This is a genomic window from Streptomyces sp. NPDC048825, from assembly GCF_043198355.1.
GTDB lineage: Bacteria > Actinomycetota > Actinomycetes > Streptomycetales > Streptomycetaceae > Streptomyces > Streptomyces xiangluensis.
In genome coordinates this window covers 354,925-376,564 of the sequence record NZ_JBICUR010000007.1, presented here as the reverse complement: position 1 = coordinate 376,564, position 21,640 = coordinate 354,925, and the positions used below count along the sequence as shown (strand labels likewise).

The following is a 21,640-nucleotide window of genomic DNA, read 5'->3' as shown; positions in this document are numbered from 1 at the left end:
AGGAGTGGCTCGTGGAAATGGCGATGGCGGCCGACGAACTGAAGACGGTGGTCAACCGGCTGCGCAGGGCGCAGGGCCAGATCGCCGGTGTGGTCAGGATGATCGAGGAGGGCCGGGACTGCGAGGAGGTCATCACCCAGCTCGCGGCGGTCTCCCGGGCCTTGGACAAGGCGGGCTTCGCGATCATCGCCACCGGTCTGCAGCACTGCCTGGCCGACTCGGACCTGGCCGCAGGCGGTGACCGCGAACAGATGCGCGCGCGTCTGGAGAAGCTCTTCCTGTCGCTCGCCTGATCTCCGGGCCGAGAACGTACCTCAGGGCGCCGACCGAAACGGCGACGGCCGCTCATGCCACAGCCTCCGCTCATGCCACGGCGTCCGCGAGCATGAATGTGGCCATGGCCAGCAGCCCCACCGCGAAGACACGCTGCAACAGCGGGCCGGAAATCTTGCCCGCCAGGCGCTTGCCGTCCCAGGCGCCCAGGACCGCCCCCGCGGTGAACGGCGCGATCACCGCCCAGTCCAGAGCCGACGCGGAGGCGCCGCGCAGGGTCAGGGAGGCCAGGGAGTTGGCCGTGATGACCAGCAGGCTGGTACCGACGGCGGCCTGCATCTCGAAGGCCAGCACGGTGACGAGCGCCGGAACGGCGAGGAAGCCCCCGCCGACCCCGAGCAGCCCGGTCAGCGCACCCAGACCCGCCCCAGCTCCGGCCGCCCTGCCCGGCCGTACCTCTGCCACATCCCGTACGACTCTGCCGTCGGCGGGCCGGAGCATCCGGAAGGCGGCGACGGCGGCAACGGCGGCGAAAGCGGCGGTCAGCAGCGGCTGCGGCAGACGGGCCGCAGCCGCCCCCGCCGCCGCGGCCGGCAGGAGGCCGGCCGCGGCGAACAATGCGCCCGCCTTCCACCGGACATGGCCGGCGCGGGCATGCGCGTACAGGGCGGTGGCGGAGGTGGCGGTGACGATGAGGAGCCCGGCCGTGGTGGCGGCAGCCGGGGAGAAGCCGAGCAGGTAGATCAACGCGGGTACGGCCAGGATGCTGCCACCCCCACCGAGTGCACCGAGCGCCAGACCGACCGCCCCTCCGGCGACCAGCGCCAGGATCAGCGTGCTCACGCGGTGACACCGCCGTCCGGGCCGGTGACCGGCAGACCCGCGCCGGCCCAGGCGACCATGCCGCCGGTGACGTCGGTGGCCTCCACACCACGACCGGTGAGAATCTCGGCGGCACGCTGCGAGCGGCGTCCGGAGCGGCAGATCGCCACCACCGGCCGGCCCCGCGCGGCCTGAGGCACCGCGGCACCGGACTCGAGCCGGCTCAGCGGCAGATGCAGGGCACCGGGCGCGTGCCCGGCCCGCCACTCGGAGTCCTCCCGGACATCCAGCAGCACGGCCCGGCCCTGTGCCACACGCTCCTGGGCCTGTACGGGGGAGAGACGGCCGGAGCCACGACGGAAGAACACCATGAATCGATCACCTTCGGGCGGGGGCGTTGGCGGAGACGGACGCGCTTCAGCGGTCACCGTCTGCGGGACGGGCAAGAGCCAGTCCCGCATCGGCTGCGGCCTGGAACCCGTCATCGACAGCGACCACCTCCCGCCCGGCGGCATCGAGCAGGGACGCCGCGATCGCCGCGCGCATCCCCCCGGCGCAGTGCACCCAGACCACACCGGGCGGCACCTCGCCGACCCGGCCGGGCAGTTGATGGATCGGAATGTGCACCGAACCGTCGATGAAACCGCCCGCCCGCTCGGAGTCCCGCCGTACATCCAGGACCACCACGTCATCGCGTACGTCGACGAGTTCGGTGAAGCGGGCGCGCCGGAAGGACGCGAGCCGCTCCCCGTCCCGTATCCACGCGGAGGTATCGCCGCTCGCGGCGGCGGCCGGGCGGTCGATGCCCACCCTGGCCAGCTCGCGCTGCGCGTCGGCGATCCGCTCGGGGGTGTCGGCGAGCAGCGTGACGGGCTTGCCCCAGGGGATCAACCAGGCCAGGTAGGTGGCGAGTTTGCCCTCGCCCTCGAAGTTGAACGATCCGGCGACATGGCCCTCGGCGAACGCGACGCGGCTGCGCAGGTCCACCACCCACTCCCCGGCCGCCAGCCGGGAGGCGATCGCCTCGGCGTCCGCGGGCCGCGGCGGGGTGAGGTCGACCGGCGCCGGTCCTGCGGCGTTCACCGGGCCCATGTGCGCGTAGTACGCGGGTATGTCGTCCAGTCCGGCGAGCAGCTGAGCGACGAAGGTGTCCACGTCCTGCGTCAGCGCGTCATTGCTCTTGCGTTCCGCGCCGATCGTGCTCGCGTCCCCCTCGGCCTGCGCACTGGAGCAGAAGCTGCCGAAGCCATGGGTGGGCAGCACCGCGACCTCGTCGTCCAGCTCGTCCGCGAGACGATGCGCCGAGGCGTGCTGGGCGCGGGCCAACCGCTCGGTCAGCCGCGGCTCGACGAGATCCGGCCGGCCCACCGTGCCGATCAGCAACGAGCCGCCGGTGAACGCCGCCACCGGCCGGCCGTCCTCCTCCAGTGCGTACGAGGTGTGGTGCGGGGTGTGGCCGGGCGTGGCCAAGGCGCGCAGCACCAGGCCCTCGTCCACGACGACCGTGTCGCCATCGGCGACAGCAGTGCGGGCGAAGGACACCGACGCCCCGTCCGGCACCAGGTAGCGGGCGCCGCTGACACGGGCGAGCTCCAGGCCGCCGCTGACGTAGTCGTTGTGTACATGGGTCTCCGCCACGTAGGCGATCCGCACCCCGCGCCCGGCGGCAGCGGCGATGACCTGATCGATGTCGCGGGGCGGGTCCACCACCACGGCGGCCCGGGGGCCTCCGGCCAGGTAACTGCGGTTGCCCAGCCCCTCGAATTCCAGGGTGTCGACGAAGAACACGGCTAGGACTCCTCACAGGATGGTGTACCCCGGGGGGTATCTGTGGTTCTCACCCTAGCAGAAATACCCTGGGGGGTATCCCGCCGAGGTGAAGAGCCCCTCGTCCGAGGCCTTTGTGTGTCGTTGGGCGAGTACCCGAGGTGCGCAGAGGAATCAGCCCGCATGGGACCGAGCAGGCTCGGGTCACTCAGCCTGTACGGGCCTCACGCGTCCGAGGAATCAGTCCGTACGCGTCTCATGGACGGCGCGGCGAGCGACCTCGACGAAGGTCACGACCGACTGCCAGTAGGGCGGGAAACAGTCGTCGAACCGCTGGGCCGCGTCCGCCTCACCGGCGATCATCGCTTCCAGCGCCCGGAAGTTGTTGCTGGTCGACTCCCGGAGCCGGTCCGCGGCCGAGGCCACCTCGGCCGGGCCTTCCAGATCCACCACCCACACACGCTGCCGCAGCACGGCGTACTCGCCGCGGAGCCGTAGCCGCAGATCCTCGAGCGCGGCAAGGCGCTCGCCGACGTCCGTGATCTTGTGCGCGTCGGTCACCTTCCAGTAGAGGTCGCCCATCCTCTGCGCCTGCTCGATGACGTCCACATACGCCGCCCGCCGCGCCGCCCGCAACCGGTCAGCCTGCACCGTCGCGGCAGCCGCTTCGGCCTGGATACGCGCGGCCCGCGCCGTACCGCGGCTGGTCACCCAACTCGCGAGCACGGCGGTCCCCGCGGTCAGCGCGGCCACCCACAAAGTGTTGTCAGCCATGGATCCCCCTCGCGGGAGTCTGACACGGGGCGTCCGGGCCGTGGGCGCGTACGGCACGGATGGCACCGGTACAGCGGAGGGGGCAGTTCCCTGCGTACGGCCTAGACTCCCGGCGTGGAGAACACAGCGCTGGAGCGGCTAGGGGCCGCCAAGTACCTGCTGATCACGAGCTATCGGAAGAACGGTTCGGCGGTCCCGACCCCCGTGTGGGTCGTGCGGGACGGCGAGGCGCTCGGTGCCTGGTCGGCCGCGGACTCCTGGAAGGTCAAGCGGATCCGCAACCGAGCCGACGTCCTCGTGGGGCCGTGCGACGCGCGCGGCAACCCGACGGGCGAACAGATCCCCGCCACCGCCGAGATCTGCGACCAGGACGTCACCGCTCGCTACTGCACACTCATCGCCCGCAAATACGGCATCACCGGCCGACTCGTCCTGTTCGGCAGCCGGCTGCGGCGCGGGAAGACGGGGACGGTCGGGATACGGATCTCCCTGGCGCCTACCGAGTGAGCCCGGCTGTCGCGTTGTTGTCCCTTCCGACGGCCTTTAATGTCCTCGCATGGAACAGCGCATCAGTCTGGTCACGCTGGGAGTCTCCGATGTGACGCGCTCCCGGACCTTCTACGAAGCCCTGGGCTGGCGGGGGCAGGAGATCGAGGAGACCGTCTTCTTCCAGGCGGGCGGTCTGGCCCTGGTCCTGTGGGGCCGCGAGAAGCTCGCGGCCGACTGCGGGCTGACGGACGGAGCCGCGGCCGGCTTCGGCGGGATCGCCCTGGCGCACAACGTACGCTCCGACGCCGAGGTCGACGATCTGCTCACCGCCGCGGAACGAGCGGGGGCAACCATCACCAAGCCCGCGGCCACCAATGCTGTCGGCTTCTACGCCGGTGCCTTCACCGACCCCGACGGCCACGCCTGGGAGATCGCGCACAATCCCGGATTCACCCTCGCCGAGGACGGCTCGCTCACCCTCCCCGACTTCGGCACGTCCTAGGGGCGGCGCCCCGGTCAGGGGTCCCCCTCGCCCCAGGAAGTCAGCCCCGCGTTCCGGGTCCGCTGTCGTTGACCAGCACCGCCGCACCGTCGAAGCGGCCCGCCTTCAGATCCTTCAGGGCCTGTTGGGCCTGGGACAGGGGGTACGTGTGGGTGGTGGCGCGTACGCCGAAGCGGGCCGCCAGCGTGAGGAACTCCCTGCCGTCCTCACGGGTGTTGGAGGTGACGCTGCGTACCTCCCTCTCGTAGAACAGCTCCCGCTCATAGTCGAGCGGCGGGACCTCGCTGAGGTGGATTCCCGCGATCGAGAGGATGCCGCCGCGGTCGAGGGCCCGTAGGGCGACGGGAACCAGGGAGCCGACCGGGGCGAACAGGATCGCGCTGTCCAGCGGCTCGGGCGGCGGATCGTACGTACCGGCCGCCGAGGCCGCGCCCAGGGCGAGAGCGAGACGCTGGGCGGCCACATCACGAGTCCGTACGTGGACGATGGCACCCTGTGCGATCGCCACCTGCGCGCACAGGTGGGCGCTTCCGCCGAAGCCGTACAGACCGAGGCGCCCGCCGTCGGGCAGCGCGGCGCGGCGCAGCGCTCGGTAGCCGATGATGCCCGCGCACATCAGCGGGGCCAGGGCGACATCGTCGAGGTCGCCGGGCAGCCGGTAGGCGAAGGCGGCCGGCACGGTGGTGTACTCCGCGTAGCCGCCGTCGGCGTCCCAGCCGGTGTAGACGGAGTCCGGGCACAGGTTCTCGTTCCCCCGCGCGCAATACCCACAACTGCCGTCGGTGCGACGCAGCCAGGCCACCCCGACCCGGTCCCCGACCGCGTATCCGGTCACCGCCTCACCCATCCCCGCCACCCGCCCCACCACCTCGTGCCCGGGCGTCACCCGTGGCCGGCGCACCGGCAGATCGCCCTCGCTGACATGGAGATCAGTACGGCAGACGCCACAGACGCTCACATGGACGAGCAGTTCATCCGGCCCCGGCGCGGGAACCGGCTTCTCGACGAACCGCAAAGGCTCCCGCTCGACAGGCCGCGGCTCGGCCACCACCCAGGCATGCATCGTCGTCATGTCGACATGTTCCCGCCGATGGAGCCACCCGGCGCCCCCATCGCCGCCGAGGACTGAATGCGACGCCATGTCACGGGCGTTGAACCTCCGGGCGCGGTGACGCGTATCAATCCCCAGTACGACCGGTAGGAGAGCAGCGTGTCGATACCGTACGACCCCGAACCGCAGCCGAGCCGCCCGGCGCTCGAGCCCACCAACGTCCAGCGGCGCCGCACGCCAGGGGCCCTGTCGGAACTCGTGCGGCTGGTCGACGCTGTGGAGCGCGAGCGGCGGAACAAGGAGTACCAAGCCGTCGCGGCACCGGCGGCCGAGACCACCCCGCCTCCTTCGGCGGCCGAGACCACCGCGCCTCCTTCGGCGGCTGAAGCCACGCCGCCTCCCCTGGAGGCCGAGGCCACCCCACCTGCCTGGACGCCCGGGGCCAACGCGCTTCCGTGGACGACCGAGGACGACACCCAGGAACTGCCGCCCGTCACGGGCGAGGAGCGCTCGGGCCCGCCCGAACCCCGGGTGGCGTACGGACGTACGCCCTGGATGCGTCGTGCGGCGCTTGCCGTCGCCGCGGTGGCGATCGCCCTGGCGGGCTTCGCCGCCGCGCTGCTGCTCACCTGGGACAGGGGGGCAGCCGAGTCGCAGGCCAAACCCCCCGCCCCCGCCCCCTCCGCATCCGCGCCCGCCGCCCCGCCGGCGGCGGCCGACCCGGACGGCCCCGGCACACTCCGCCAGGGCGACAGCGGCCCCGAGGTGAGCGAGCTCCAGGAACGGCTGCTGAAGATCCCGGACGTGTACCGGGACGGCGCGACCAGCGGCGAGTACGACGCCACACTCACCGAGGCCGTTGCGCGATTCCAGCTCTGGTACGGCATCCGGGGTGACGAGACGGGTGTCTACGGCAACGACACCCGCCGCGACCTCGAGTCCCGCACTGCCTCCTAGTACTGAGAGTGTCCTGACGGCGCTGCCGCGCGCAGTCCGGGCCGCAGGCTGGTGGTTTGTGGTCGACCAGGTCCACCACAGGCATCGCTGGGGCCACTGGCTCTTGACCGTCGGCTTCACCGGCCACACGGGCGTCAGTAGAGGCTCACCGTGAGCCGTAAGATCGCACCTACCTCAGCCGCACGTTCGCTGTGGTCTACCGCGCGGCCGCAGGTCAGCAGCAGATGCAGCCGCCCGGCATTGACCAAGGGCATACGGGTCGCATGGAGCGACTGGCGGTCCTCAACGAACGCATTAACGAACCCATTGCTGCCCCGATCGCGATCCGGCTGCATGGGGACAGCACTGCTCCAGGCAGCCAGTGGACGGAGCCGGCCAGTGGCAGACCGCCCGCCTCACTACAGAGGTTCGGCGGCTCAGGCTGCCCGAGGGGCGTTCATGTCCCGTACGAACCGATAGCGCACGTCGTTGCGGCGAAGGCGGTCCAGGGCCTCGTTGACGCGGTCTGGGTGCACGGTCTCGGTGTCGCCGGTGATGTCGTGGCAGGCGGACGGCCACGTCGGTTCAGGTGTCCTCCGAGTCGATCCCCTTGTGCGGGCGTCCAGTTGGGCTCACCGGCGGAGAGAACACGGGGATCGGCCGGGAGCCTGAATTATTTTTTCCGGGTCATTGACGAAAAAGGTGAAGGGTCAGCATGCTGTCCGGCATGCAGTCTCACGACGGTCCCCTGACTCGGCTGCGGCGGGGACACGAAGAGTTGGTGCTCGACCTGTTGCGCAAGCACGGCCGGCTGAGCCGAGGTGAACTCGGCGCGCACAGCGGGCTGTCCCGCACAACGCTCTACGACATCGTCGCCGGGCTGCTGGCCAGCGGTGCCGTGGTCGCGGCCGCCTCCGACGCGGCCCCGCGCAAACGGGGCCGGCCGGTGGAGACGCTGACCCTCAATCCCGAGGCCGGGCAGGCGATCGGCATCGACTTCGCGCGACGCGCGGTGCACGTGGCCGCCGCCAACGTCGCGCACGAGATCGTCGGTTCCGCGAGCGAGCCACACGCCGCGGACCTGTCCTGGGGGGAACGGACCGATCTCGCGGCGCGTCTGGTGGGCTCGCTGACGGGCGGAGCGCTGGAGTTCGGTGCGCTCAGCGCCATCGGCGTGGGCGTCGTCGGACCCCTCGCCGACCCGGGCGGCGAGGCCGCGTACTCCCGCGACATCGACGGCCTGCCGGAACTGCTGCACAAGCGTTTCGGAGTGCCGGTGCTGCTGGACAACAACACCAGGCTCGCCGCGCTTGCCGAGTCGGTGTGGGGTGCGGCGGCCGGTGATGAGGACGTGGTCTATCTCCGGCTGTCGCACGGTGTCGGCGGCGGCCTAGTGGTGGGCGGCTCGCTGCACCGCGGCGCATACGGGCTGTCCGGCGAGTTCGGGCACATCACGGTCGACGCAGCTGGGGCGCGCTGCGAGTGCGGCGGTGTCGGCTGCCTGGAGACCGTGGCCTCGGTGGGCGCCGTGCTCGACTCCTACCGCGCCTCGGGCGGGCGCGCCGACGACATCTCCACACTGGTGGCGGCGGTCGATTCCGGCGACCGGGCGGCGCGGGACGTGCTGCGCGCGGCGGCCTCCCAGGTCGGCATGGTGCTCGCAACGGTGTGCAATGTGGTCGGGCCCGGCGTGATCGTGATCGGCGGTGAACTGGCCGCGGCCGGTGCCGCTCTCACCGGACCGGTCGAGGAGGCGCTGAGCGCGCACATCCTGCCGCTCTCGCGGCACCGGCTCGACCTGCGGCAGGCGACGCTCGGCGAGGTCGGCGGCGCCCTCGGCGGCATCAGGCTGGTGCTGCGCGAATTCTCCGTGCTTTCCCGCTATCCGGCGCAACTGGATCCCGAGGAGGACCGATGAACCAGGTGAACCCATGGCCGTGATCACCACACCTGATGAGAAGCCCGCGCCGACGGTTGAGCGGCGCGTCCCCCGGCGAGCCGGCCGGCCGCTGGTCCTCAACCTGGTGGCGCTCGCGATCGGCCTGACCGTTTGGGCGCTGGCGTCCCTCGGGGTGGAGAACCTTGCCGGACCGGTCAACGTGGCGGAGCGGTCCGGCGAGATGATCGCTGACGGCTCGCTCCTCGATGACACGTTAGCGAGCCTGCGCCGGGTCTTCCTGGGCTTCGCGATGGGCACCGTGGTGGCCGTCCCGATCGGCTTCCTCATGGGCTGGTACCCCTTGGCCCGGGGGCTCATCGAGCCCTTCGTCCAGTTCTTCCGTACGATCCCGCCGCTGGCCCTCATTCCGCTGGCGATCGTGCTGATGGGAATCGGGGAAACCCCGAAGATCTTCGTGATCTTTCTGGCGGCGTTCATGTCCTGTGTGGTGGCCGCCTACCAGGGCGTCGTCGACGTGGACCGGACACTCATCAACGCCGCGCGGGTGCTCGGCGCGTCGGACCGGACCATCTTCGTCAAGATCGTCATCCCGGCGTCCACTCCGTTCATCCTGGTCGGGATGCGGATCGGGCTCGGCGCGTCCTGGGCGACCGTGGTGGCGGCCGAACTGATCGGCGCGCAGGAAGGGTTGGGCTTTCGTATGCAGAAGGCCTCGACCTGGTACGAAATCCCCACGATCTTCGTGGCGCTGATCACCATCGGCGTGCTCGGCCTGGCCATGGACCGGCTGCTGCTGCTCGCCGAACGACGGCTCACCGGTTGGCAGGAGCGCCGATGACCACCAAGATCTCCTTTGAGGACGTGGCCAAGACGTTCCCGATGAAGGACACCACCTTCGTCGCCCTCGACCACGTGTCGCTGGACATCGCCGACCGGGAGTTCGTCACGGTCGTCGGCCCGTCCGGCTGTGGCAAGAGCACCCTGATGGGCATGGCGGCGGGACTGGTCGCGCCCACGGCGGGCCAGGTCCTGGTGGACGGTGCGCCGGTCAGCGGTCCGGGGCCGGACCGCGGCGTGATCTTCCAGCAGTACGCGCTGTTCCCCTGGCTGACGGTACGTCACAACGTGGAGTTCGGCCTGAAGCTTGCCGGGCTGCCCGCCGCGGAGCGCAAGCGGCGCGCCGACCACGCCATCGACCTGGTCGGGCTCGGCGACTTCGCCGACGCGCTGCCCAAGACGCTGTCCGGCGGCATGAAACAGCGGTGCGCGATCGCCCGCGCGTACGCGGTGAACCCGCAAGTGCTGCTGATGGACGAGCCGTTCGGAGCGCTCGACGCGCTGTCCCGGGTGCAACTGCAGGACCAGCTCCTCGACACCTGGCGGCAGGATCAGCGCACGGTCTTGTTCATCACGCACGATGTCGACGAGGCCGTCTACTTGGCCGGCCGGGTGGTCGTGATGGCGGCCAGGCCCGGCCGTATCCACCGGGTCCTGGATGTGGACCTGCCCTATCCCCGTACCGAGGAGATCCGGCTCTCCGCGGAGTTCCGGCAGATCCGGAACGAGGTCTGGCACTCCGTCTACCACCAGCCCCAGGCCGCATCCCCTGCCTGACCGCCCTTTTTCTGCCGAGCTTTCGGTTCCTCCCGAGAGGACTGCCCCGCCATGCGCAGCAGCACTATTCGGCGTGCCCTCGCGGCCGCCTCGACCGTGTCCATGTTGGCACTCTCCGTGAGTGCCTGCTCCGAGGACACCGCCAACGACTCCACGGTCGACTTCGGTTACATCGGCGACTACAACGGTGTGAGCCTGCTGGCCATCGCCAAGAAGCTCGGCCTGTGGAAGGAGGTGGGCCTCACCGCGAAGGTCAAGGCCTTCAACGACGGGCCGATCCAGGTCCAGGCACTCCGCGCCGGCAACCTCGACTTCGGCTACATCGGCCCCGGCGCCATGTGGCTGCCCGCCTCCGGCAAGGCCAAGGTCGTCGCGGTCAACACGCTCGCGTACGCCGACCGGGTCATCGCCCAGCCCGGCATCACCTCGATGAAGGACCTCAAAGGGAAGAAGGTCGGCGTCCCCGAGGGCACGTCCGGCGACATGGCGCTCAACCTGGCGCTGGAGAAGGCGGGGATGACCGCCAAGGACGTACAGAAGGTGCCGATGGCTCCGGCCACGATCGTCTCTGCGTTCTCCTCTGGGCGGATCGACGGTGCGGGCATCTGGTACCCGCTGATCGACACCATCAAGGCGAAGGTGCCCGACCTCGAGGAGGTGGCCAGCACCCGGGAAACGGACAGCTCGTTTCCCACCGCCTTCGTCGCGGGCAACAAGGTGAAGCCCGAACTCACCAGCAAGGTGATCAAGGTGCTCCAGAAGGCCAACGACTGGCGGGCCCGGCATCCCCGGGAGGCCATCACCGAGTCCGCCAGGATGCTCGAACTCGACGAGAGCAAGGTCAAGGCCGACGCCGCGAATGTGGAGACACTGCCGACCGCCGATCTGGTCGCCAAGACCAAAGACGGCACCGTCGACAAGTGGCTGAACGTCCTGGGCGACTTCTTCGTCCGCAACGGCCAGCTCGAATCGGCCCCGGACCCGTCCAGCTACTACACCGGTGACCTCTACACGAAGGCCTACGCGAAGTGAACCTGCTGTTCCTGATGACCGACCAGCACCGCGTCGACACGCTGGGCTGTTACGGCAACCCGCACGTGGCCACCCCCAACCTCGACCGGCTGGCGGCCGACGGCACGCGCTTCGACCGGTGCTACACGCCCACCGCCATCTGCACCCCGGCCCGGGCCAGTTTGCTCACCGGGCAGGCGCCGTTCCGCCACCGGCTGCTGGCCAACTACGAGCGAAATGTGGGCTATCTGGAGGACCTGCGCGAAGACGCGTTCACCTTCGCGGGCGCGCTGCGGGAGCGGGGCTACCAGCTGGGCCTGATCGGCAAGTGGCACGGGGGCACGCACCGCAACGCCGCCTCGTACGGATTCGACGGGCCGGACCTGCCCGGCTGGCACAACCCTGTCGACCACCCCGACTACCTGGCCTACCTGGAGGAACGGGGGCTGCCGCCGTTCCGGATATCCGAGCACGTGCGCGGCACCACGCCCAACGGCAACCCGGGTAACCTGCTCGCCGCACGGCTGCACCAGCCGGTCGAGGCGACCTTCGAGTACTACCTCGCCACCCGCGCCATCGAACAGCTCGACCAGTACGCCGCCGACTACGCCGCTGACGGCCGCCCGTTCTTCCTGGCCACCCACTTCTTCGGGCCCCACCTGCCTTACCTGCTGCCCGACGCGTACTTCGACCGCTATGACCCGGACCACGTGGAACTGCCGGAGTCGATCGCCGAGACCTTCGAGGGCAAGCCGCCCGTGCAGCGCAACTACAGCAAGCACTGGACGTTCGACACCATCCCGATCGAGATCACCCGCAAACTGATCGCCGTCTACTGGGGCTACGTCACGCTGATCGACGAGCAGATCGGCCGCATCCTGAACCGGCTCGACGAACTCGGCCTGACCGACGAGACCGCGGCCTTCTTCACCGCCGACCACGGCGAGTTCACCGGCGCCCACCGGCTGCACGACAAAGGCCCGGCCATGTACGAGGACATCTACCGCATCCCCGGCATCGTGCGCATCCCCGGGGCCGCCCCGCAGGTCAGACCCGAGCTGGTCACGCTCACCGACTGCACGGCGACCATCCTGGACCTCGCCGGCTGCGACCCCACGCCCGCCGTGGACAGCCGAAGCCTCGTACCACTGGTGCGTGGCGAACACCCTGACTGGGCCACCGACCTGGTCGCCGAGTTCCACGGCCACCACTTCCCCTACCCGCAGCGGATGCTCCGCGACGAGCGCTACAAGCTCGTCGTCAACCCCGAGTCGGTCAACGAGCTCTACGACCTGTTCCAGGACCCCAGCGAGCTCGACAACCGGTATACGCACCCCGAGTTCGAGCCCGTACGCCGCCGCATGCTGCGCCGGCTCTACGACCTGCTCCGCGAGCGGGGCGACAACTTCTACCACTGGATGACACCGATGTACGACGTCGGTGCCTCCGACCACGACCCCAGCCTGAGTTCCTTCGAGCTGGAAGGCACCGCCTGACTCGCCCTCCGCCCGGACCTGACGGAGCAAGCCCAAGGAGTCGCCATGCGTGAGCCATCCACAGCGAGAGCCGGGCATCCCTGGGCCCTGCCCCGCATCGCTGCCCTGGTCCTGGGCCTCGTCGCCGCGCTGCTGCTGCAGCCCCAGGGCGCGACAGCCCAGGAGCCGCCCGCCCCTGGTGAACCGACCCGGACCGAGCACAGCGGGACGTACGAGCAGCGCAGGACGTACACGAACCCGGTGACCGAAGGCGTGGTCGACACCTTCCCCGACCCGGTGACCATCCGCGGGAAGGACGGGCTCTGGTACGCGTACGGCACCCAGAACCCCGTGTTCCAGAGCAAGGGTGAGAAGGGCGAACGGATCGTGCCGATCCTGCGGTCGGCCGACATGGTGCGCTGGGAGTACGCGGGGGAGGTCTTCACACCGGCGACCCAGCCCGACTGGCACGGCGGTTCGCGGCTGTGGGCACCGGACGTCCGCTATATCGACGGCCGCTACTACCTCTACTACTCGGTGCCGGACCGGAACACCATCGGAGTCGCGACCGCACCCACGCCCACAGGCTCGTGGACCGACCAGGGGCCCGTCATGAAGGCGTCGAGCGGCTGCCCCACGGGCAACATCGACCCGGCGCAGTTCACCGACAACGGCGGCCAGTCGTATATGTACTGGGGGAGTTACGACGTCCTGTGTGCAGCCAGGATGAACGCGGACAGCACGCGGATCGAGGGTGAGGTCACCCAGGTCGCCCAGGGACGCCGGATGGAGGGTGCGTACGTCGTCCGGCGCGGCGAGCACTACTACCTGTTCTACTCCGACGCTGGCTGCTGCCAGGGGTCGTACAGCGGCTACCAGGCCAAGGTCGGCCGTGCGACCAGCCCGACCGGGCCTTATCTGGATGACGAGGGCGTCGACCTGATGGCGGCCACCAGTAAGGGCGGCGGCGTCGTCGGCGCGAACGGCAATCGCTGGATCGGCCCGGGCCACAACTCGCTGCAGACCGACCTGGCGGGACAGGACTGGCTCGTCTATCACGGAATCGCCGCGGACGACCCGGATCTCAGCCCCACGCCCGACATCAACCGGAAGCAGCTGTCCAAGCGCCCCATGATGATCGACCGGCTGGACTGGATCGACGGCTGGCCCGTGGTACGGGCCGGAGCCGGGGCCTCCGAGGACCGTCAGCCCGCGCCGGTGACGTCCTGGGATGCGGGCAGCACGTTCAACGACGGCTCCCTTTCCGGCTGGCACGCCGAAGGTGCCGGTACGGACAACTGGTCGCTCGCCGACGACCCGGACACGCGTCAGTACGTGACCCACACCGGCGACGGCGCCGACCCGGCTTATCTGCTCGCCGGCAAGAAGGCCCCCGCCCGCCTGCGCGCGGAGGCGGACCTCAAGGTGACCTCGGCCGGCGGCGCGGCCGGGCTGACCTTCGGCTACCGGAACCGCGACAACCACGTCACCGCCTGGCTGGACCGGAGCCGCAACGCCCTGGTCACCGAGGTCATGACGGACGGTACGAGCCGTGGCGAGCAGGTGACCGCGTTGCCGTCCGGATTCCAGTGGGAGTCCTGGCACAACGTCACGGCAGAGGTGCGCGGCACCCGTATGACCGTCGAAGTCAGCGAGGACCGCCTGCGCGACGCGGTCGCCACACAGCATCGACGCCTGCCCGCCGAGGCGTCGCGGTCCGGCGAGATCGGCACCGCCGCACGCGGCGCGGGCACCGCCGCGGACAACGTGGGCGCGGCCAAGCTCCACACCCCACAGACCATCCGAGTCCCCGAACTCGAGCCGGGTGCACAACTGACGGACTACAGCGACGAGTTCAACGGCGCCACCGTGCCGGGCACGGACCCGGCCTCGCCCTGGAAGTGGGTGCGCGGCCCGGCCTCCGGAACCACCATGACCGGCGGTGCCCTGTCCTGGCCGACACAGAACACCGAGCTGAACCTCGGTACCAATACGGCATCGGTGCTGACACGTGACGCTCCTGAGGGCGACTACACCGTGGAGACGAAACTCCACTTCACCCCGGGACAGGCAAACCAGAAGGCGGGCCTCGTGCTGTACGAGAACGACGACCGATACTTCACGCTGACCCGCTCGGCACTGCCGTTGGAGCGGGGCGACGGCCTTCTTCTGCTGGACAGTGAGTTCGCCAAGGAGGGCGAGCGTCCGACCACCACGCCACCGACCTCGGTGGCGTACGGCGAGACATTCGGCGGACCGACCGCTGACACCATGTGGCTGCGGCTCTCCTACCACGCCGACCGGGCGCACGACGAGAACGAGGTACGCGCCTCGACCAGCCGGGACGGCAAGCACTGGGTCAACTCCGGTGTGTGGACCCTGCCGGTGAAGGGAGGACTCAAGATCGGCCTGGTCTCACTGAACACGGCGGGAGCAGTCGCCCAGTTCGACTACCTGCGCACGTACCGCAACTGATAGTTGCCCGGCCCGCCTTCCATAAGGGGGGAGGCCCGGCAACGTACCCGTCCGCACAACAGCGAGGAAGATGAGTCACATGTCTGTGCGTTCGCGGCAGCACCTGTCCCTGCCCGAGGAGTTCGTCCTGCTCTCACACCTGGCTTCTTGCAAGGTGCACGGTTCCGCTCGGGCGGTGATCGGATGCGCGGCGGCCGAACTGGGCGAACTCGCGCTGCGCCGCAAGCTGCTGGTCCGTTCCCGGAAATCCAAGATGCTGGGCTTCGACGTCTACCGCCTGCACGGCGTCGAGATCGAGCTGCTCGACACCGGCCCTACCGGCCTCGTCTGGGCCGACGCGTTGCTGGCCGAGCTGCAGCAGCACTGTTCCGCTTCCGAACACGGCCGCGTCCGCCTCCACTGGTGGTTCCGGCGGCACCATCAGGCGTTCTCGCTGCACCGGGCCGCGCTCGCCGAGCGTGGCGTACTGCGCCCAGAGCCCGGCGAGCGCACCGGCCTCAGCCGATTCCCCGCGAGCCAACGCCACTGCCCCGACCGTGCGTTGCGCGACGCGCTCATTGCGGAGGTCCGCGCCGCCGGAAGCGAGCATCGCCGACTCGACGAACACATGCTGTTCCTGTGCGACCTTGTGGAGGCCGTCGGGTTGAGCAAGGACTTGGGTGCCCCCATGAGCCTGCGCCGGAGGCTGGACCGCGGTCGTGGTGTCGGCGCGGTGGAGTCCGTCCCCGAAGAGCTGCGGGACACCAGTTCAGCGCTCGCCGCACTGGTGCCGACGCGTGACAACGACGCGCGGTACGGCCGCCCCCGAGTCTGACGGACCGCTTCGGCATGAACGGCGGAGCGCCGGCCGCTTGTCTGGCAGAATCTGGTTCGGCCCCGGGGAACAATGGAACAGCGGTTGGCGCTAAGGGCTGATCTTGCTGGCTATTCGGCCTCTGTGGGCTGCTGGGTCTGGTCGTGGAGGCGCTGCCGGAGGTCGGCTTCCTCCGGGGTGAGCGGATCGTCCGGCCGCCGGATGCGGTCTCGGCGAGGGCGGGGGATGTCATCGACGTCCTGAAGGTCGGCGAAGTCGGCGTGCGCCTGAGCGATGGCTTCGGGGTACGCCTCTTGCTTCTCGTGCGCGGCAAGCGCGCGGTAGATGCTCGCGACGCTGGTGGCCTGGCCCTTGCGCTTGCCGCTCGGGATGATCAGGTCGGGCTGGATCTGCTCGACCGACTCGCCGTTCGCCCGGCGACGCAGCACGGTGTGCAGCATGTCGTCGGTAATGACGGGTGGCCGGCCGCCGTGCTTGCGTACGTGGGTTCCGGTGCGGCCGCTGCCCCCGAGAACGAGCAGGTCAGTCGTAGGGACCACCTGGTGAGAAAGATCAGGCGGCAAGCGGGGTGCCGATGGCGGTGGCCAGGCGGCGCGCCTGATCGTGGGCGTTCGCCATGGACGCCTCGTGCTTGGGCAGGAGCGAGGCGAGGGCGGGAGTGTGCGGGGCCGCGGTCAGCTCCGGTGTCACCGTGGTGAGGTCCAGGCCGAGCAGCTCGTCCCGGCCGAGTATGGCCTCCAGAGGGGGGACAACGTAGTCCAGACCCTCCCGGGGCGCGCCGGGGCCGTAGGCGCCACCGCGGGCGGAGATCAGCACGGCCGGGCGACCGGCGGCGGGCGAGGGGCCGCCGTGGATCACGGTCCGGTCGAAGACGATGAGCTGATCCAGCCACGCCTTGAACACCGAGGGCATCGTGAGGTTGTACATCGGCACGGTGAAAAGGTAGGCGCCTGCGCCGAGGAACTCTTTGATGAGTTCGTCCTGAAGGGCGGCGGCCGATGCCTGCTCCGGGGTGTGCTGGGCCGGGTCGGTGACGCGGGCGGTGATGCCCGCGGCGCTCAGGTGCGGCACGGGAGCGGCAGCCAGATCGTGGTGGACGACCTCGCCCTGCCAGGCGTCACGGAAGGACTGGGCGACCTGACGGGAGACGGACGCCTCGTCGAGCGAGGAGGAGTCGATGTGCAGCAGGTACGACATGGTGGAGCCTTTCGAAAGCTGATGTGTGTGATGGTGCGGTGGTTCAGGGGCGGGTGAGGACGGCGCAGCCGTCGGGGCCGCAGGCCGGCGCGTCGCCGGCGGGTGCCACGGTGACCGGGTGGGTCTCGTTCCACGCGGTCCGTAGCAGCCCGAGCAGGGCGTCGCTGCCCTGAGCACCCGGCACGGCGTACCGGCCGTCGATGACGGTGAAGGGGGCGCCGGTTGCCCCGAGCTGCTGCGCCTGGTGTGCGTCTTCCTGTACCTGACGGCGGTAGCGCCGGTCGGCGAGCACCTGGCGAGTCTGTTCGCGGTCCAGGCCGAGCTTGTCGGAGAACCCAAGCAGGTCGTCGAGCGTGAAGATCGACTCGGCCTTGCCGAAGTAGGCGCGGAAGATCATGTTCCAGGCTTCGCCGTTCTTGCCTTCGGTGGAGGCGTGAGCCAGGAACTCGTGGGCCAGGTCGGTGTTCCCGACTCGGTTGTCCAGGACCCGGTAGGGGGCCAGGCCCTCGGCGGCGGCCATGCCTTCGATATCTGGTACGCCGGCCTGCCCGGGGATGACGCCGTACTTGGCCAGCACTAATTCGCGGACGCTGAGCGTGCGGTCCTCGGGGAGGCCACTGCCCAGAGGGAACGAGCGGTGGACCACCTCTACGTGGCCGCTGTGCTCGAATCGCTCCACGGCCCGATCCAACCGATGGCTGCCCAGGCCGCACCAGGGGCAGGCGATCTCAGACCAGATCTCTACCTTCATGGCCTGACCTCCAATTCCTACTCTTTGTTCGTAACGCCATGATGAGCCAGTATGGAAGGCGATACAAAAGGCACATCGGTGTGCGCGACGGAGAGGAACGGGCGCTATGCAGGACAGCGCGGATATCGGGATGGCGGCTGCGGTCGGGCCGTGCGCGAGCATCCCCGCCGATCACATGGACTTCATCCGCCAGGTGCTCGACCGGGTGGGCGACAAGTGGAGCATGTTGATCATCGCCGTCTTGGAGGGCGGCCCGACGCGCTACACCGACTTGCAGCGCCAGATCCCGGGCATCTCCCAGCGCATGCTGACCCACACCCTTCGCCAGCTCACAGAGGACGGGTTGATCAGCCGTACCGCCTACGCCGAGGTGCCACCGCGCGTCGAGTACGCGCTCGCCCCGCTCGGCGGCGGCCTGAACGAGATCGTCAAGCAGCTGATCGGTTGGGCGGCCGACCACCACGACGAGATCCGCGCCAACCGTTCCCGTGCCGGCACCGCCGCCGCCTCCGCGTCCCGGTCCTGAGTGCGGCGGCCACCGATACTCGGGGGGCTGGCCGAAAGCGCGACGGAGCCGTCTCGCCCGCTGCTACACCGAGTCGCCGTCGTCCTCGTCAAGGTGGACGGTTGCCGGGTAGCGCACGGGCCGCAGACCCTCGCGCGGCGGGCGGGCGGCGAAGCTGTAGCGGCTCAGGCAGTTGAGGTTGGCGTGCTTGAGCGGGGAGAGGCGGGCCACGTCCTCGTCCAGGACGTCGTGCTCCCGCTCCTCGGGCGGCAGGGCCCGCAGGTGGTCGACCGCGGCGTCCAGGTAGCGGGTCGTCCAGAGCACGGCGGCATTCAGGACCAGGCCGAGCGCGCCGAGCTGGTCTTCTTGTCCCGTCCGGTATGCCTGCATGATCTGGCCGCGCTTGCCGTGGCAGATGTCGCGGGCGAGTTGTGCGCGACTCCTGGACGGTGAGCTGCCGGTTCATCTGCCGGCGGTAGGTGTCGACCGGGTCGACGACCCGCAGCAGGTGCAGGGTTTTGGCGATCCGCCCGTACTCGGCGAACGCCTGCCCCAAGGGCGTGGGCCGCCCCTCGCCCCGAACCTCGGCAGAGCCATTGCACACTGTGCTAGACGGCAAGATCAGGCCTTAGCGCCAACCGCTGTTTCATTGCCCCCCGGGGCCGGGGTTGACCTCGTCGGGGCGCTCCTGCTGGATGCAGTGGCCGCAGCCGTCGAGGAGGTGCGAGGAGATCAGGCCCGGCAGGGTGGTGTACGCCTCGATGGTGCTGGCCATCCAGGTCGTGGAGGCGTTCAGAGCGCGCCGATGAACAGGGAAGGCTGGGTGACGGGGACGTCGTCGAATGCGGCGAGGTCCTCCCGGTCCATGTTCCGGTAGCGGTCGAGGGCCCCGCTCATGCCCGTCCGCTCGAACTCCGCGTCGTAGACGTCGAGGTCGTCCTCGCTGAGTCAGGCGGGCAGCGGACCAGCGGGGAACCGTTCGCGCAGCGTCCCGCCCCGGCTCGCGAATTGCGGTCCGGGGCATCGGTGGCGGGCATGGTGTCGGCGGACAGAGCGGCGTAGAAGCGGCTACGTCGGGGCGCAGTCGTCCGGCCTCGTCAACGGCTGCGCGTCTGTCAACGGCCTCATCGACCACTTCGGCGTCGCGATGCGCGCCGAGGATGCTGTCGTAGCCAACTTGGCCGCAGGCGGCCGCCGCCGGTCCGGCAGGCCGGCGGCTGACCAGCTGCTGCCCTGACTTATGGTCAGGTCAGAGCACACTTGCGTCCGGCTGTCCTGTCCGGCCGGAGGTTCCCCATGCCTCCCGGTCCGTCAGGTCTTCTGCAGCGCACGGAACTGGCTGATCCACGCGTGATTCCGTCCGGGCAGACCGTCCTTGCCGTCCTCCACGGTATACGGGCAGAACAAGCTGTTGAGTAGCCACGGCTTTTTCTTCGCGGTGAAGTCCGTCGCCATAGCTTTGTCCTGGATCACCCCGTAGGTGGCCACCGCGAGCCTACCGGTGCTGCGGAACCTCTCGACCTGGTCCTGGAGATAGGTGTTGTTGCTCTTGAACCAGGGACTCGTGGCGAGGAAGTCGTTCCACTTCTGCTGGGTGAAGCGCTTTTCGGTAGCTCCCTTGAGCACCTCCCACACCTGTTTCCCCCGCTCCTCTTCGTATACGGCTGCGAATTCGGCGGAGACCGGGTCCGTCAGGTGGTCGAACCAGAGGTTGACCAGGGAGAACTCGGTGGCCAGGAACTTCTGCTCGGGGCGCATGCGATCGAGTACGAAGTGGACGTAGTCCTCGCCACCGTCCGGCTCCGCCACGTGCGGATGGATGTCCACTCCCTCGATGGCCGTGGTGTCCTTCACGAAGAGCATCCAGCGCCGCTTGGCACGCGTTCGCTTTTTCTCGTCATCGAGGTGGTTGAGCGCCCCCATATAGAGCTTGGTCCTGTCCGCGGAGTTCTCGTCACGGTAGGCGATGACGCGTTGAGCGAGCTTCTCGTAGAAGACGTTGAGGCGGTCGTTGCCGTCCTCGTCCGGGCTTTCGATGAACGGTTCGTTTCCGATCACCAAAATGTCGACCTTGTTTATGACGACCTGCAGCACCTTTTCCAGGCGTTCGAACGCGGTCCTCCAGGCATCGCTGCCGGGAGTCGGGATGGGATTCTCTTTGTATTCGAATTTGAGCGACAGGATAGTGCCGTATCCACGATCACCGGCAGTCAGAAGCGTTCCGATCTGTGGGCTCCCGGCGATTTCCTCCTGATCGGCACCATCGGCATCGCGCATGGGATAGAACCCCCGCAGCCAAGTGGCGTCGACATCCTCCAGCTGCTCGAATGTCAGCTTGCCCGGGTCGCCGTTGAAGTTGGCCCCGAGGACCCCGACGGGGGGCGGTGCGCTCACGCGAGCCGCGTCCTCGCCCGGCACGGCACCTTGACCCGGCGCTACGTTCCGGCTCAGCTCTGCCTTCTGGTGCGTTCCCGCAGCCTGGCTCTGTCCGGCATCCTTACTCGGTCCGGACACGTCGTCCTGGCAGCCCGTGGCGCCGAGCGCGGCCAGCCCGGCAACCCCGGACGCGCCGAGCATCTGCCTACGGGATAACCCATGGCGGTTGGCGGCTCCGGTCGAGTCCATGCCGAAGTTTTCCCCCATCACAATTTCCTTTCTTCCGCGCCAAAGCTCGTGGCGCTGTGAACTGCATCGTGATCTTCATGGCGTGTGGTCGGACGGCCACTGGCTGGCCGTGGCCTTGCGCGGCACCGGCGCCCAACTCCATTCGGACCGCGCGGGGACTGCAGCCCAGCCGCGCGGTGCCGTCCGCGCCGCGCTTCACGTGGCCGAAGGCCGGCCCGCCGTGTTCGCCCCGGTTCAACTTGCCGTGCTTGCGCAACAGGCGGGGACTCTTCACGTCTCGGCCGAAGTTGGGACAGAGGCCGTCGTGAGACCGCCTGCCGACCAGCATGGTGGCCCTTCACCTTTTTCGTCAATGACCCGGAAAAAATAGATAGGGATCTCCCAGTCATCCCTGTTCCCTCCCTGTCGGTCAGCCCAACTGGGCGCCCGTGTAAGAGAGATCAGCATGGAGAACACAGGGCGAGCACCCCCACGCAAGGACCTGCGGCGCGCCCGCAAACCCGATAGCAGGGGCCCCGACTGCCGGGCCCTTTGCCCCGGACGGGGGGCACTGACGGCACGGTGCCTCCGGCCGGCGGAACGTTCCCGACGGGAACGACGAGCCCAGGGCCTGTCCGACCTGATCCGCCGGACAGGCCCTGGCGCCGTCCGTGGAAGCG

Annotated in this window: 21 protein-coding genes and 2 pseudogenes; 12 read left to right on the top strand and 11 right to left on the bottom strand. The window is 69.4% G+C overall.

What is annotated here, in order from left to right:
• Positions 1-11 precede the first annotated feature (11 nt).
• Positions 12-293, top strand: a complete 282-nt coding sequence (locus tag ACGFNK_RS20160; protein ID WP_393417620.1) for a metal-sensitive transcriptional regulator — start codon at positions 12-14, stop codon at positions 291-293.
• A gap of 70 nt (positions 294-363) precedes the next feature.
• Here ACGFNK_RS20160 and ACGFNK_RS20155 read toward each other — a convergent pair whose 3' ends face one another.
• The 4 genes from ACGFNK_RS20155 to ACGFNK_RS20140 all read right to left on the bottom strand — a co-directional run bounded on the left by ACGFNK_RS20155 (position 364) and on the right by ACGFNK_RS20140 (position 3,636).
• Entirely contained in the window at positions 364-1,116 is a 753-nt protein-coding gene (locus ACGFNK_RS20155; RefSeq protein WP_393417618.1) for a sulfite exporter TauE/SafE family protein, read from the bottom strand.
• Complete coding sequence (locus tag ACGFNK_RS20150; protein ID WP_393417616.1) at positions 1,113-1,466, bottom strand: rhodanese-like domain-containing protein; 354 nt, start codon at positions 1,464-1,466, stop codon at positions 1,113-1,115. Before ACGFNK_RS20150 ends, ACGFNK_RS20155 begins: the two co-directional genes overlap by 4 nt.
• A 46-nt stretch (positions 1,467-1,512) precedes the next feature.
• Entirely contained in the window at positions 1,513-2,883 is a 1,371-nt protein-coding gene (locus ACGFNK_RS20145; protein ID WP_393417614.1) for a rhodanese-like domain-containing protein, read from the bottom strand.
• Positions 2,884-3,102: 219 nt separating this feature from the next.
• On the bottom strand, positions 3,103-3,636 hold the full coding sequence (locus ACGFNK_RS20140; RefSeq protein ID WP_393417612.1) for a hypothetical protein: 534 nt from the start codon (positions 3,634-3,636) through the stop codon (positions 3,103-3,105).
• A gap of 114 nt (positions 3,637-3,750) precedes the next feature.
• On the opposite strand from ACGFNK_RS20140, the gene ACGFNK_RS20135 reads away from it, so the two are divergent.
• Positions 3,751-4,143, top strand: coding sequence for a PPOX class F420-dependent oxidoreductase (locus ACGFNK_RS20135; protein ID WP_393417608.1), 393 nt, complete (start codon positions 3,751-3,753; stop codon positions 4,141-4,143).
• Between the two features lie 49 nt (positions 4,144-4,192).
• On the top strand, positions 4,193-4,627 hold the full coding sequence (locus ACGFNK_RS20130) for a VOC family protein (RefSeq protein WP_393417606.1): 435 nt from the start codon (positions 4,193-4,195) through the stop codon (positions 4,625-4,627).
• 40 nt (positions 4,628-4,667) lie between these two features.
• Here the strand turns inward: ACGFNK_RS20130 and ACGFNK_RS20125 are convergent, their stop codons facing one another.
• Positions 4,668-5,690, bottom strand: a complete 1,023-nt coding sequence (locus ACGFNK_RS20125; RefSeq protein WP_393417698.1) for a zinc-binding alcohol dehydrogenase family protein — start codon at positions 5,688-5,690, stop codon at positions 4,668-4,670.
• 147 nt (positions 5,691-5,837) lie between these two features.
• Here ACGFNK_RS20125 and ACGFNK_RS20120 point away from each other — a divergent pair, with 147 nt between their 5' ends.
• The 8 genes from ACGFNK_RS20120 to ACGFNK_RS20085 all read left to right on the top strand — a co-directional run bounded on the left by ACGFNK_RS20120 (position 5,838) and on the right by ACGFNK_RS20085 (position 15,903).
• On the top strand, positions 5,838-6,635 hold the full coding sequence (locus ACGFNK_RS20120) for a peptidoglycan-binding protein (protein WP_393417604.1): 798 nt from the start codon (positions 5,838-5,840) through the stop codon (positions 6,633-6,635).
• 694 nt (positions 6,636-7,329) lie between these two features.
• Positions 7,330-8,532: an ROK family protein gene (locus tag ACGFNK_RS20115; RefSeq protein WP_393417602.1), complete on the top strand. Its 1,203-nt coding sequence runs from the start codon at positions 7,330-7,332 to the stop codon at positions 8,530-8,532.
• Positions 8,533-8,545: 13 nt separating this feature from the next.
• Positions 8,546-9,352 (top strand): ABC transporter permease, encoded by an 807-nt coding sequence (locus ACGFNK_RS20110; RefSeq protein WP_393417600.1) that lies wholly within the window; start codon positions 8,546-8,548, stop codon positions 9,350-9,352.
• The gene (locus tag ACGFNK_RS20105) at positions 9,349-10,128 is read left to right on the top strand and encodes an ABC transporter ATP-binding protein (protein WP_393417598.1); all 780 of its coding nucleotides are present in this window, start codon (positions 9,349-9,351) and stop codon (positions 10,126-10,128) included. Before ACGFNK_RS20110 ends, ACGFNK_RS20105 begins: the two co-directional genes overlap by 4 nt.
• A 51-nt stretch (positions 10,129-10,179) precedes the next feature.
• Entirely contained in the window at positions 10,180-11,160 is a 981-nt protein-coding gene (locus ACGFNK_RS20100) for an aliphatic sulfonate ABC transporter substrate-binding protein (protein WP_393417596.1), read from the top strand.
• Complete coding sequence (locus ACGFNK_RS20095; protein WP_393417594.1) at positions 11,157-12,635, top strand: sulfatase-like hydrolase/transferase; 1,479 nt, start codon at positions 11,157-11,159, stop codon at positions 12,633-12,635. The genes ACGFNK_RS20100 and ACGFNK_RS20095 overlap by 4 nt, the downstream gene beginning before the upstream one ends.
• A gap of 45 nt (positions 12,636-12,680) precedes the next feature.
• Positions 12,681-15,089 (top strand): family 43 glycosylhydrolase, encoded by a 2,409-nt coding sequence (locus ACGFNK_RS20090; RefSeq protein ID WP_393417592.1) that lies wholly within the window; start codon positions 12,681-12,683, stop codon positions 15,087-15,089.
• A 79-nt stretch (positions 15,090-15,168) separates the two neighbouring features.
• Positions 15,169-15,903, top strand: a complete 735-nt coding sequence (locus tag ACGFNK_RS20085; protein ID WP_393417590.1) for a GPP34 family phosphoprotein — start codon at positions 15,169-15,171, stop codon at positions 15,901-15,903.
• 110 nt (positions 15,904-16,013) lie between these two features.
• On the opposite strand, the gene ACGFNK_RS20080 is transcribed toward ACGFNK_RS20085, so the two are convergent.
• Genes ACGFNK_RS20080 through ACGFNK_RS20070 form a run of 3 tightly spaced genes read right to left on the bottom strand, consistent with a single transcriptional unit; the run spans position 16,014 to position 17,851 of the window.
• Complete coding sequence (locus ACGFNK_RS20080) at positions 16,014-16,442, bottom strand: hypothetical protein (RefSeq protein ID WP_393417588.1); 429 nt, start codon at positions 16,440-16,442, stop codon at positions 16,014-16,016.
• 13 nt (positions 16,443-16,455) lie between these two features.
• Entirely contained in the window at positions 16,456-17,100 is a 645-nt protein-coding gene (locus ACGFNK_RS20075; RefSeq protein WP_393417586.1) for an FMN-dependent NADH-azoreductase, read from the bottom strand.
• A gap of 43 nt (positions 17,101-17,143) precedes the next feature.
• A complete protein-coding gene (locus tag ACGFNK_RS20070) occupies positions 17,144-17,851 on the bottom strand; it encodes a DsbA family protein (protein ID WP_393417584.1) in 708 nt (235 codons plus the stop codon).
• Between the two features lie 106 nt (positions 17,852-17,957).
• On the opposite strand from ACGFNK_RS20070, the gene ACGFNK_RS20065 reads away from it, so the two are divergent.
• Positions 17,958-18,377: a winged helix-turn-helix transcriptional regulator gene (locus tag ACGFNK_RS20065; protein WP_393417582.1), complete on the top strand. Its 420-nt coding sequence runs from the start codon at positions 17,958-17,960 to the stop codon at positions 18,375-18,377.
• A 63-nt stretch (positions 18,378-18,440) separates the two neighbouring features.
• Here the strand turns inward: ACGFNK_RS20065 and ACGFNK_RS20060 are convergent.
• The 3 genes and pseudogenes from ACGFNK_RS20060 to ACGFNK_RS20050 all read right to left on the bottom strand — a co-directional run.
• A pseudogene (locus ACGFNK_RS20060) lies at positions 18,441-18,936 on the bottom strand (Tn3 family transposase); the annotation flags it as partial.
• Positions 18,937-19,002: 66 nt separating this feature from the next.
• A pseudogene (locus tag ACGFNK_RS20055) lies at positions 19,003-19,420 on the bottom strand (alpha/beta hydrolase); the annotation flags it as partial.
• Between the two features lie 247 nt (positions 19,421-19,667).
• Positions 19,668-20,999, bottom strand: coding sequence for a hypothetical protein (locus ACGFNK_RS20050; RefSeq protein WP_393417580.1), 1,332 nt, complete (start codon positions 20,997-20,999; stop codon positions 19,668-19,670).
• Positions 21,000-21,640 lie beyond the last annotated feature (641 nt).